The sequence below is a fragment of the Sporomusa termitida genome, from assembly GCF_007641255.1.
GTDB lineage: Bacteria > Bacillota > Negativicutes > Sporomusales > Sporomusaceae > Sporomusa > Sporomusa termitida.
The window spans coordinates 2,065,674-2,078,357 of sequence record NZ_CP036259.1 but is presented as its reverse complement, the minus strand read 5'-3'; the positions used below and the strand labels follow the sequence as shown (position 1 = coordinate 2,078,357).

10 protein-coding genes and 1 riboswitch are annotated in these 12,684 nt (G+C 47.4%); of the genes, 2 read left to right on the top strand and 8 right to left on the bottom strand.

Annotated features, from left to right (window positions below; genetic code table 11):
- Positions 1 to 93: 93 nt before the first annotated feature.
- From SPTER_RS09535 to SPTER_RS09525, 3 genes are read right to left on the bottom strand one after another with little or no spacing between them, the layout of a single operon-like run.
- Positions 94 to 1,299, bottom strand: coding sequence for an ABC transporter substrate-binding protein (locus SPTER_RS09535; protein WP_246105549.1), 1,206 nt, complete (start codon positions 1,297 to 1,299; stop codon positions 94 to 96).
- Positions 1,300 to 1,326: 27 nt separating this feature from the next.
- A complete protein-coding gene (locus tag SPTER_RS09530) occupies positions 1,327 to 2,337 on the bottom strand; it encodes an ATP-binding cassette domain-containing protein (protein ID WP_144350194.1) in 1,011 nt (336 codons plus the stop codon).
- Positions 2,338 to 2,363: 26 nt separating this feature from the next.
- A complete protein-coding gene (locus SPTER_RS09525) occupies positions 2,364 to 3,050 on the bottom strand; it encodes a GTP-binding protein (RefSeq protein WP_144350193.1) in 687 nt (228 codons plus the stop codon).
- Positions 3,051 to 3,417: 367 nt separating this feature from the next.
- A riboswitch (molybdenum cofactor riboswitch) is annotated at positions 3,418 to 3,539 on the top strand.
- 113 nt (positions 3,540 to 3,652) lie between these two features.
- Here SPTER_RS09525 and SPTER_RS09520 point away from each other — a divergent pair.
- Complete coding sequence (locus tag SPTER_RS09520; RefSeq protein ID WP_144350192.1) at positions 3,653 to 5,326, top strand: hypothetical protein; 1,674 nt, start codon at positions 3,653 to 3,655, stop codon at positions 5,324 to 5,326.
- 355 nt (positions 5,327 to 5,681) lie between these two features.
- On the top strand, positions 5,682 to 5,885 hold the full coding sequence (locus tag SPTER_RS09515) for a TOBE domain-containing protein (RefSeq protein WP_144350191.1): 204 nt from the start codon (positions 5,682 to 5,684) through the stop codon (positions 5,883 to 5,885).
- A 265-nt stretch (positions 5,886 to 6,150) separates the two neighbouring features.
- On the opposite strand, the gene hfq is transcribed toward SPTER_RS09515, so the two are convergent.
- The 5 genes from hfq to mutS are packed head-to-tail and all read right to left on the bottom strand — an operon-like array spanning position 6,151 to position 12,657.
- Positions 6,151 to 6,411 (bottom strand): RNA chaperone Hfq, encoded by a 261-nt coding sequence (gene hfq, locus SPTER_RS09510; protein ID WP_144350190.1) that lies wholly within the window; start codon positions 6,409 to 6,411, stop codon positions 6,151 to 6,153.
- 44 nt (positions 6,412 to 6,455) lie between these two features.
- Entirely contained in the window at positions 6,456 to 7,397 is a 942-nt protein-coding gene (gene miaA / locus SPTER_RS09505) for a tRNA (adenosine(37)-N6)-dimethylallyltransferase MiaA (RefSeq protein WP_144350189.1), read from the bottom strand.
- Positions 7,385 to 8,203, bottom strand: a complete 819-nt coding sequence (locus SPTER_RS09500) for a class I SAM-dependent methyltransferase (protein ID WP_144350188.1) — start codon at positions 8,201 to 8,203, stop codon at positions 7,385 to 7,387. The genes miaA and SPTER_RS09500 overlap by 13 nt, the downstream gene beginning before the upstream one ends.
- 9 nt (positions 8,204 to 8,212) lie before the next feature.
- A complete protein-coding gene (gene mutL, locus SPTER_RS09495) occupies positions 8,213 to 10,045 on the bottom strand; it encodes a DNA mismatch repair endonuclease MutL (protein WP_144350187.1) in 1,833 nt (610 codons plus the stop codon).
- On the bottom strand, positions 10,042 to 12,657 hold the full coding sequence (gene mutS, locus SPTER_RS09490; protein ID WP_144350186.1) for a DNA mismatch repair protein MutS: 2,616 nt from the start codon (positions 12,655 to 12,657) through the stop codon (positions 10,042 to 10,044). The genes mutL and mutS overlap by 4 nt, the downstream gene beginning before the upstream one ends.
- Positions 12,658 to 12,684: the final 27 nt, after the last annotated feature.

Sequence of the window (12,684 nt, the reverse complement as noted above, 5' to 3'; positions counted from 1 at the left end):
CTTACCGCAATACCCCTGCTCAAGAGCAAGAGACACCTATAAACGGCAAATACCCTGGTGCTTAGCGCCCACCAGGGTATTTGCCGGTTACCATTATTTTTGTTGTTCCTGCACGAACTTGGCATTTATTTCTTCTGCCAGCATTTCCATATCATGTTGCTTAATAAAATCCCAGCCTAACCATTTAAATCCGGCATTGTCAGGAAAACCAGCCATCCCGGCCGGATGCACAGAGGGGAAAAACGCAGCTCCGCAAACCCGGGCGATATGCGGCCCTGTCAGAAATGCCGCCAGTTCCTTATACAATTTCATTTTATCCGCTTTGACCAGCACAGACACCGGAAAGGCCAGAGCCCCGTCACTTGGCCAAACTGTCTTAATATGAGAACGATCAGCAATCGTGTTAGCAAAAAAATAAGGCATAACATGAATAGGCGGAATATCGGCCTGATTACTTCTTAACGCTTTGATCATCTGCGCCGGATGCAGGCCATATCTTACAGACCGCGCCAAGGCCGTCAAACCGGCTTCACCATATTCCTTATAGTAGTTTAATTGCACAATATCACAAAAAACATCATTGTGGCCACGAATAGCTATCTTTTTTTCATAAACCGGCTTTAACAAATCACACCAGCTGTTGGGCACAGGCAGATCACCAAGCCGCTGCAGATCAACCACAATGACCAGCACATTTACCGCAATTACCGCAAAATGTCCTTCTTTGTCGATTAAGCCGGCTTGTTCCAGACGGGGATCAATATCTGCATAGCCAATCGGTGAAAATACACCGTTTCGCACAAAGCGTTCCATAAACAGCGGGTTAAAAAAACTATAACCGGCTGTCATCAGAATATCGGGAACTTCATCCGGGTCTTCAAAGTATTTAATATAATCATCATAATTAACCATATTGGTGGAAAAGGCCTCTGAGCAATACTCCAGTCTGATTTCTCCGGCCTGCCGCATTCCCTCAATAAAGCGGCTTAATTCCGCTTCCAGCGGCACCTTGAGCGGGCAAGGCAGCAGCGAAACCATATTGAGTTTGCCGGCATTCGCCGCCCCTGTTTCCAGGCGGCGGTATAAACCGGCATCGGCAATATGTTCTTCCAACAGTTTACTAAAGGCTTCCATGTTGATTTCTTTGGTTTTTAACGCTGTCTTTAATTTGAGGACAGGCCCCAGTTGCTGCAATACGCCATCATCGGCCAACTGCGGAAAACCATTATGAATAAACACAGCCCGGGTTGCCGGATAGTTTTCAATCAACTGGCCAATGGTCAAATCGCTAAGTTCCAAACAGATCCCCCCTCACTTATGGTGTAATTATTTAATCGCAGCCGGAATGTCATTAATCAACTCACCCTGGCGCAATAATTCTCTAATGCCTGCCAGCTGACGGTCGATTTGTTCAAGCCGGATCAGGTTCTTTCGTTCTGCCGGCGTTGTTTCAATAATCTGATTTATGCCCCCGTTTTTTATAACAAGCCGTTTATCGCCCATGAGCGCCAGGATCGGGTCATGGGTAGCCATAAGCACAATCTTTTCCTTGTCAACAAGCAGCTGCAAGGCTTGCTTACGGTCAATCCCGGCATTCTCAATTTCATCAATCAGGATAATCGGCGACGAACTTAAGTATGCCGTATCAGCAATCATAAGCGCCCGCGATTGGCCGCCGCTCAGCGCAGTAACAGGTGTGTCCGGCTGAAAGGGTTCACCGGCCAGTCCGTTAGCCTTATCCACAATATGCTGGATAATGTCCCGGTCTTGTTCAACCATTCTGCTCTCGGCATGCATCCCGACAAACTCACGGACTGTCAGATCCATAATGAAATTCATATTTTGTGATAATTGCGCCACCAGCTTATGTTCAACGGCAAATCTCCTGGTCATGTCCGGAACTTGCCCATTGACCAGAATCTGGCGTTTGGTCGGCGTATCCCCTTGGGCAACCCATTCTATATCAGCCAGCAGCCTGCTTTTTCCCGAACCGGTTGGACCAACGATACAGATAATTTCACCAGCCCGGATCGTTAAGTCAATGTTTTCCGGGTTGCCGTTTTTATCAATGCCGCCGCAAATGGTTACCGTTGTGATCGTTTTTGCTTTTACTTTTAATTTTTCCATTTGGACCATAAAGGCACTAAACTGCGTTTTAAGTTCCTCATAGCCTAATCCCAAATCCTGCAGCTGGTCTTCAGTAAGGGTCTCAAAGTACAGCTGCACCGTCTGACCGTCATTCCGGTTGCCCGCCGGCAAAGACGAAAAAAAATCAAGCGCATGGGGATAATCAATAAATAACTGCCGCAAAGACAACGCCGCTAATACTTCCCACATAACCATCCGCCTTTCTGAGCATTGTTTTATAGCAAATCCATCTTGCGCACATTGCCCATTTGAAAATCCACACCCACTCGCGTTTGTCCCAAACAGTAGGAGCAAACGGCAGCAGGCATAGAAAAACGCAGACTGCAGCCACCTAACGAATCCCACGGAGCTGCCGTTTTAAATAAACGGCTCACTTCCTGAGCGCCCTGGCCGGTAATGCCATTAACATAAACAATGACCGCCCCGGGATTGGCCTGCTTGACGCGAAAGGCAAATACCTCCCGTTCCGCCTGCGAAACAATATCCCCTTTGGTGATTACGATAATATCAGCCAGTTTCAGCATCGGACCAATTTTGCGGGGTGTATTTACACCGCTAAGATTATCGATAATACACACAGCCATTACGCCGCGAATATGGGGCGAGCAGCGATTGCACAGACCGGCACTTTCAGTAATTAAAAGATCCAGGTTCTGTTTGATCCCCCACTCCAGACAGTCCTGGATATTTGTCACAAAAAAATGATCAGGGCATAAGTTGCCCGATAGTCCGGTCTTGACAAGGACATTGTTTTTTTCATATAGTTTCTGATCCTGGGTTGAGAGACAGTCAAATTTGATCACGCCGGTTTTTACACCGTCCCCCTGTAAGGCTTTAATAATGTTAAGAATTACTGATGTTTTGCCGGCCGAAGGCGGCCCGGCCACTGTGATTAGCTGCATAATATTCCCAATCTCCTATCAATAATATAACTGCCGCATCTCTGCTCCGGCAAATGTTTTATAACTCAAATTTAACACAAACTCGCAAAAATAACTACAATTAAGTCAATATGTAAATAATCAGTATTTGCATTATTTTTTTTTTTGCAATATAATAATACTATTCCCAACATAAACAAACTATATATTTATATTAACCTTGTTTATGTTTGTTTATATTCATTTTTGTTTATGGGGTTCTGAAAATCAGTTTATGTTTTATAATAACTCAATTCTGCGGGTAAATCAATTCTGTTAGACCTGCCACCAGTGGCCGTATTGTTAAATCCAGTTTCTTAATCCTCTAATAGCAATCACAAAAATGTAAATAATACATTGCTCCTTAGCCGAATTGCCTAACCCTTTTATGGCATGGCGCTCGGCCGACCGGTATAGCGGGAAACTGCTATGCTTCCCGTTTCTTTGGAAAGGATGCATTTTTTTGAGGCGGCGCAATCTCTGCGTCTATTTTGTGTTAAAACAAACCCCGCCAAAAATAATTGCCAGGCCTTCTCCAGGGAAGATTGGAAATTATTCTATGCAAAAGGTAGGGTGAGGCATATATGGGAACTTCAGCTTTTACGTTAATAATTGACGACATCGCAGTGGATACACTCCCGCTTTTCATTCAACTTGCTGCCGATACGGCTTCGGTTTATAAGGAAATCGATCTGCTCTATGAAACAGATAAGACCGGCTTTCAAAGCGCCGCCGCCCGCTCCTCTTATGCTAATCATGCCTTATTTACGACCGGCGGCATCGACCGGCAGATTTATGCTGCCAAATATTTGGGGATCATGCTTGCCGCAATAGAAGCGGGCCAAAACTCGCCCTTATTTAAAAAAGCGATCACCATTATGACCAAACGCTGGCATGTATTGTATTGCCACATCAGGGATTGTGAAACCTTTGATTTAGCCAAGGTGATTAAACCCCACTATTACTCCAAACCGGTAAAGGACAGCTATAAGCACAATCTGCTGACAGGGGCAGCCACCCGCTACATCCGGTCTTTTATCACCTTATACCCTTCCATTGACCTGCCGCTGCAAGCCACTTTGAAGTTTTCGCTGTTTATGGCCTGCGCTGTGGGCCGGCCGGTCATTGTATCAGATCCGGAACTTCTTTCAGTCATTCAAACAATCAGCAGTGCCTTAGACAATACCCGGGAAATCAGTTTATTAAAAAGCAGGTTAAATAAATCAGCAGTCAAAAAAATGGCCCGCTATCTAAAAAATGTCATTTATCAAAAGATATTTCAAAATTATCTCGACCCCTGGCAGGATGACCGCCTCCTGGAAGGGTTTGCCCACTGTAATGCTTATCTCTCGGCCGAAGAGGGTATTTCGCTGCTTTCGCCGACCTTGATTGCCCAGATCAAGGAGCGGGACGTTGAACTCCTCTGCCGCCTGTATATTGTAAAAATGGCTGCCGAAACCTTCCGCGCCGGTCAGGTAAAGAAAACGAAAGAAGAAATGGAATTAGATTGTGCTGAATTCGTCATGTTGGGTTTAAATCTGCTTGACTTTGTAAGAGAGTATAAAAAAGCTAAAAAGTATTATTTTGAACATAATGCTGCTTATCTGTACCCGGAAGTGGATAATCTAAAAAAACAGCTAAGTGATTACGAACTGGAAATCCGGCGGCTAAAAACAGATTTAACAGCCAAAAACAAATTATTGGCAGCCAAAGAAGAAGAAATTAACGACCTGGCTGTCAAGCAAGAATTTGTCCTTAATTCAATGTTCACGGAGAAAAAGCTGCCGCAAACCAGCTGTCAGCCTCAACAGAATGTACTTAACGGCCAAGTCAGCAATGTCAGGGCAATGCCAGCCGGCAACCTTACAGCAATATCCGAGCAGCTCCCTGACTCAGAGTCTGCTATAAAACTGCTGGCCACTGTGCAGGCACTGGTTATCGGCGGTGCCGATAGCTGGCAGGCAAAATTGAAAGCCAAGCTGCCTCATTTTACCTATCTGGCCGGCGATGCCGCCGGTTTTGATGAAGCCCTGCTTCTTCATGCCGATATTGTTTTTGCCAATGTGCGCTGTAAATTTAGTCACGGTTGCTTCTATAAGATGATCAAGCTGGTCCGCCAGCATGAAAAACAATTGGTATTCCTGTCTAAAACAAATATTCCCCTGACAATCCGGCAAATGGCAAATGCCGCCGGCCCTCCTGCCCCTGACAGCAATACCCTTGAATACAGCGCGATCGGCTGTGCGGTTGAATTATAAATTTAAGGGCATAATAAAGAAACTACCTGATTGGGTAGTTTTTTTATTATGCCTGCTATAATCAACCGCAGTTGTTTAGGGTTAGGTTATGTTTAAATGCCAAGTCTGATCCCCGCCTTGATCAGCGCCTTGACCTGTATAAAGCATTATACCCGACAACATAAACTAACCAAACTCAACTTATTGTTATCATATTGTTAGATATTCATCGTATTCAAGAGATATATTGCAGTATAGCTAGATATATTTATATTTCGGATGAATTTGACGAAATATATCAGTATTTATTGATTTTTATTATATAATATGCTATATTGTAACTAAGCAAATTACCAAATAAAGGAGTGACAGAGCTATGAAAATCAGTGGCAGAAACAAACTGGAAGCAACCGTAAAAGAAGTGGTAAAGGGTGCCGTTATGGCCAAAGTTGTCATGGATTGTAAAGGCAGTGAACTGGTAGCAGCAATTACGGTAGACTCGGTGGAGGATTTAAAGCTGGCTCCGGGGGACAAGGTTACAGCATTGGTTAAAGCCACCGAGATGATGGTGCTTAAATAATTATAGGGAAAGTTATACTTTCCAGCACGACAAAAATCGGCTTGCCTAAAAGGCTTAGCCGATTTTTCCGTATTTAATTAAATTGATCCAGCGTCGGAATAATTCCGGGAACTAAACCCTGCACACCGGATCGCTAAGCAGAGCGTAAGCTTTAATAATGAATGGTAAATCAAAGAGGTTTTACTTTCATTTTATAAAATGCGGAAGTAAGGAGTATATGAAAAAGTACCCCAGGCATTTCACCTGGAGTACTGCAAGACATTTTTTATTTATCAGCTTTAGCCGCTTCTTCCTTCTTCTCGTGCAGATTTGCGGCCAAGGGACGAAAGGGGGTTACTGTCGAGATGGCGTGTTTATATACCAACTGCTGTTTACCGTCGTTTTCAATAATTACGGTGAAATTATCAAAACCCCTTACGGCTCCCCGCAGTTGAAACCCGTTAACCAGATATATAATTACCGGCACATTTTCTTTTCGTACTTGATTTAAAAAACTGTCTTGCAGATTAATGACTTTATTAGTCAAATGAAACCCCTCCGTATTCATGTTTCTACTTACTCACATCTATTTTACCTTAGACCAAACGTTCCTGCAACATGATTGTAAATTGTTTCCAACGTTTTATCATAATTATTGCGGTTTCCAACGTCAAACCAGGCTATATAAGGCATTCGCCGATAAAAAGTCATTTGACGTTTGGCAAAATTGCGGGTAGCCTTTTTCACCTTATTGACAGCGTGCAGCCAATCCCCGCCCTCGCCCTCCGCCAGGTGCTCAACAATTTCTTTGTAGCCGATCCCCTGCATGGCTTGACAGTTGGCGGCAATTCCCTGGCGCAGGAGTTTCCCTACCTCTTCGGTCAGTCCCTGCTGGATCATAGTATCAACCCGTTGATTAATCCGCTCGTATAAGGCGGCGCGCTCCATAGTAAGGCCAATAACAACCGCATCATACAGGAGCTGATTTGGTGCGGCCTTAGCCTGCGAGACAGTCTCACCACTCAGGGCATGCACCTCCAGCGCCCTGATTATCCGTCGCTGATCATTAGGATGCAGCCTGGCGGCAGTGTCCGGCTGTACCTGCGCCAGCAAAGTATGCAGATGCTGATTGCCGAACTGGGCCGCCAGGCCAAGCAGTTTTTGCCGCAGCCCTTCGTCGCTTGGCGCCTGATTAAACTGATAGCCCTCCAGCAAGGCCCTGACATACAGTCCGGTACCGCCGGCTAGAATCGGAATAATTCCGTCATTATTGAGTTGGGTAATCAGCGTTTGCGCATAGTGCTGAAAATCAACAACATTAAACTCTTCCCAGGGGTCAAGGATATCAATCAGATGATGCACAACCCCGCTGCGCTCGCCGCGGTCAGGTTTGGCGGTACCGACATCCAGCCCGCGGTATACAAGCATTGAATCACCGGAGATGATTTGTGTCTTCAGCCGCTTGGCCAGATCAATGCTTATTTGCGTTTTTCCCACAGCCGTGGGGCCTGTAATGACAATTAAACGCTCCATGGCTGGCCTCCGTTGCCCATCTTTGACCGGCAGTCAATCACCCCGTATTGTACCCGGCTGTACTTGCCGCCTAACACTGTTAATAACCCCAGCCGGACAAACTCAGCACTGCCGGCAGCCTCTTTAACCACCACTTTGTGCCTGGCAACCCGGCAAGCCTGTTGAACCGCCGCCGGCGTGAGCGGGTTCATATTGGCGAGTGTCCTGATCGGGTTTACGTTAGAGCTCTTGTAGAGGGGATTACGAAACATGGGATCAAAGTAAACAATGTCGAAACTATTATCAGCCAGCGTTGTAAGGTATTGATCATAGGCAGTGTTTTCCACCTGTATCCGGCGCAAAGAGCCTGTAATATCCACATCAGAATCAACCGTAACCTGCTGCAGGCCGTACCCGGTTATTAATGCAATCGCCGGCGAGCTTTCCAGTCCGGTCACAGCCCCCTGTGCCCCGGCCACAAAACTGGCGACAATGGCATCTGTCGCCAGGCCTAAGGTACAGTCAAGCACGGACATCCCGGCCCTAAGCCCCATTGCATTCACCATATGGTCATGTTTTCCATTTATTAAGTTTTTTATGCGCAACTCAGCCATACTTAGATGAAAAAAGTACTCACCGGCGGCGGTATGGATGACCGGTCCATTAGCGGCAGCCACAATTAAATCACAGTCCGCGTATTTTTCCTTAATAGCAGCCAGTGACCGGTCCCGGGGGACAAAAGGCACGCCCAGCCGGGCGGCTATATCACGGGCCAGCTGTGTAACAGCCGTTGCTGGCTTGTGGGCAGTTGTGACAATTAAACTCATAGAATCCCCTTATGTCCGTTTAAACATTTTCGCCAGCTCCTCCGGCCCAAATCTTACAATCGTCGGCCGGCCATGCGGACAGGTGTAGGGCAAATCAGTTGTGTACAGCTCGCTGATTAAGGCCTGGATCTGCCGCATATTAAGCGTATCCCCTGCCTTGATGGCGCTGCGGCAGGCTGCCATCTGCAAATAAGCATGGCGCAGCTCCTGGGCAGTGGGCTGATGCAGTTCGGCTATCAGCTTTAAAATTTGCCGGATTACCGGCTCGGCGTCAGCCAGGGGAATATCTACAGGCATCTCACTTAGCCGCATTGTATCCGCGCCGGCCTGTTCCAGCGTAAACCCCAGCTGATAAAAGATTTCCCGGTTTTCGGTCATGCTATCACAATCGCCGGCGGTAAATTCCAGAAAGGGGGTTACTAACAGCTGCTGCACAGGCACCCGGCCTTTGGCCCGGCTCATACGGTCATAGAGTATGCGCTCGTGCGCGGCATGCTGATCAACAATATACAGGCCGTCCGGTCCCTGGGCCACAATATAGCAGGACTCAATCTGTCCCAAAGGGTACAGCGGGCAGGCTGGCTGCTGCCCGTCAGCAGCCTCATCACTTACGATTAGCTGTTCCTCTTGTCTGATCGCCTGTCTGACATCGGCAAAAGAGGCACTCTCCTGCCATAAAGCAGGTGTCCATTGGCGGGAGGTTCCGGCTATAGCGGCAGGTTCCTGCCCGCTGGTCTGACTGTAGCCGCGATATGGCTCAGCAACACCGCCGGCCCCTGTTTGCGGGTTAAAAGTAAAAGCCGGGGGCGGACTAAACTGAGCAGCTGCAGCCGCCTGACTATGGGAGGCAGGCAGGGTCAGACTTGATGAGACTGCTTTATATACTGCCCTGTATATCTTCTGATCATCACTGAACTTAACTTCTTTTTTTTGCGGATGCACATTGACATCAATGGCGTCTACGGGGATATGAATATCAAGTACGGCCAGCGGATAGCCATTTTTCGGCAATAAAGAAAAATACGCATTATCCAGTGCCTTCCCCAGCATGCGGCTGTTTACTACCCGCTTGTTAACCATAAATGTCTGCCACTGACGGGTGCTTTTCAGCATGGCCGGTTTGGCTACATAGCCGGACACAGCAATGCCGTCATGGCTATATTCTACCGGTATTAGCTCCGGCACAACCTTGTGCCCGTAAATATCGGCAATGGTGTCTGCCAGCCGCCCATTGCCGCCTGTAGACAGAATCAGGCGCTGATTGCTGATTAATTTGAAAGCAATCTGCGGATGTGACAGGGACAGCTTGGTGACAATGTCGCTGATATGACCACTTTCAGCCGCCGGTGATTTCAGAAATTTGCGGCGGGCCGGGGTATTAAAAAACAAATCGGTGATAATCACAGTTGTACCACAGCCCGCCCCCGCCTCGCGGACATCTACAGGAATGCCGCCATGAATCTCAACATAACTTGCCAGGGGTTCATCAAGCAAACGGGTAGTCAGGGTAAATTTTGACACGGCGGCAATACTGGGTAAAGCCTCGCCGCGAAACCCCAGGGAATATATTGCTGTTAAATCCTCGGCCGTGCGAATTTTACTGGTGGCATGACGTTTTACAGCCAGTTGGGCATCTTCATAGCTCATCCCTTTGCCATCATCGGTAACACGGATAAAATTCGTTCCGCCATCGACGATTTCAATCTCAATATTCCTGCCGCCGGCATCAATTGAGTTTTCTACAAGCTCTTTAATCACTGCGGCCGGCCGTTCAACAACTTCACCGGCAGCAATCTTATTAGCCGTATTTTCATCTAATACACGGATTACCTGCTCGCTCATAAGCTGCCGTTTTCCTCTCTGGCTTTATTTTGTAATTTATACAGGGTATTGAGGGCCTCCAGCGGGGTAAGAGTCATCACATCAATTGCCAGTATTTCATCAGCAATACTTGAGTTGAACAGGGATATCGTGGCTGCCGGCTGCTGCCGGCCGGCCGGCAGTGGCGCGGGCAGAGGAGTCCGGTCAGTCCCGCCCTGGCCTTTGCATTGCTCCAGTTCCAGTAAAACCTGTTGCGCCCGCTCAATAATACGTTTAGGCAGTCCGGCCAGCTGGGCAACATGAATACCATAGCTTTTATCTGCCCCGCCCGGTACGATCCGCCGCAAAAATACAATATCATTGCCCCGTTCTTTAACCGCTACCGAATAATTTTTAATTACTTTGCTGTATTCAGCCAGCTCGGTAAGCTCATGATAATGAGTGGCAAATAAAGTTTTCGCCTTAACCTTGTCTTTTATATATTCGACAACAGCCCTGGCAATACTCATGCCATCAAAAGTACTGGTCCCCCGGCCGATTTCATCTAAAATAATCAGGCTGTTGGCAGTGGCAAATTTTATGATTTGGGCAGCCTCCGTCATTTCAACCATGAAGGTGCTTTGACCTGTTGCCAGGTCATCACTGGCACCAACCCGGGTAAAGATCCGGTCAACCGGTCCGATTGAGGCTGCCCGCGCCGGAATAAAGCTGCCGGTCTGAGCCATAATGGTCAACAGCGCTACCTGTCGCATATAGGTTGACTTGCCAGCCATATTAGGTCCGGTAATAATCATGATTTCACTGTCATGGTGGTTTAAGCCGGTATCATTAGGTACAAACATCTCGCCGGTTAACAGCCGCTCCACCACCGGGTGGCGGCCATCTTTAATTATAAGTTCCTTCTTATGATTCAGATCAGGCCGGGTATAACCATAGCGGGCAGCAACCTCGCTCAAGGACATAATTACATCTAATTGGGCAATTTGTCTTGCTGTCTGTTGAATTTCACTGATGCGTTCCTTTATATAGTCCCTGATACCGGCAAACAGCTGGTATTCAATATTTACAATTTTCTCCTGGGCGCCAAGCACTTTAGTCTCAAAGTCTTTTAGTTCCGGCATTATGTAGCGTTCAGCATTAACAAGGGTCTGCTTGCGGATATAATAAGCCGGTACAGCGCCGGTATTGGCATGGGTTACTTCAATATAATAGCCAAAAACCTTGTTATAGCCTATTTTAAGCGATTTGATTCCTGTTGTTTCCCGTTCCCGCAATTCCAAATCCTGAATCCATTGTTTACTGTCTCGGGCAATAGCCCTAAGCTCATCCAGCTCCAGGTCGTAACCGGTTCTGATAATGCCCCCGTCCCGGACACCAAACGGCGGATTATCGACAATCGCCGTGGCAATCATGCTGGCCACATCCACATGGCTTCTAACCTCACCGCCAATACCGGTTACCAGGTCGGACTGACACTGCTGCAATGTTAGCTTTATCGCCGGCAGCACGGCCAGCGAGGTTCTCAGCGCCGTTAAATCCCGCGCATTGGCACTGCCGACCTCAATTCTGGTTAAAATGCGTTCAAAATCATAGATATCACTAAGCAGCTCTTTTAACTCATCAAGAACTGCCCGCTTATCAAGCAAATCGCTGATTGCATCCTGGCGTTTAGCGATAGCAACAGGATTTAACAGGGGAAACTCCAGCCATTTCTTAAGCAGTCGGCTGCCCATTGCGGTTTTGGTAAAATCCAGTACCGCCAGCAAAGTACCTTTGCGCCCGCCGTCACGCATATTGCGGGTAATTTCTAAATTACGCAGGGTAGATGCATCTAATAACAAATAATCCTGAGCATTGATCGCTGCCAGTTTGTTAATATGAGAAAGGTCGCTCTTTAGGGTATAGTGCAAATAATACAGCAAATAACTGATAGCGGTTTGTGCTGCCGGGCTGGCAGGGAGTGCCTCGTCGCCGAAATGGTGGCCGGGCAGTGCTGATACCACCGTAAGATCAGCGTTAGTCAGGGTGGTCATCGCACAAGCAGGCACTCTTTGGGCCAGGAAACTGCTAATGACGGCAAGGCCCTCAAGCTTGCCTGCCAGGACTAATTCTGCCGGCAGCAGGCGATACAACTGATCGCAAACAAGATTAGCCCGGGAACTGCCGGCAAAAACAGCCCATACGAACTCTCCTGTTGATATATCGGCTGATGTCAAACATAATTCATCGGCTTCCTCATAGAGCAGCGCCAGATAATTATTAGCCTTGTCAGGCAGCGAATTCTCGGCCAGAACCGTACCGGGGGTAACAATTTTGACAACTTCCCGCCTGACAATACCCTTGGCCTGTTTTGGGTCCTCAACCTGTTCACAAATAGCCACTTTAAAGCCTTTGTTGATTAATTTAGCGATATAGTTGTCAGCAGCATGATAGGGTACGCCGCACATAGGTACCCGGGTATTCTGTCCGCCTTCCCGCGAGGTCAGGGTAATCTCCAGTTCGCGGGCCGCTACCTCGGCATCTTCAAAAAACATTTCATAGAAATCACCTAGCCGGAAAAACAATATTTCATTGCTGTGCCTGCTTTTTACTTCCCGGTATTGTTCTAACATCGGGGTGTAGCTTATAGTCATGCTGTAAATTCTCCTCTCCCGCTGGAA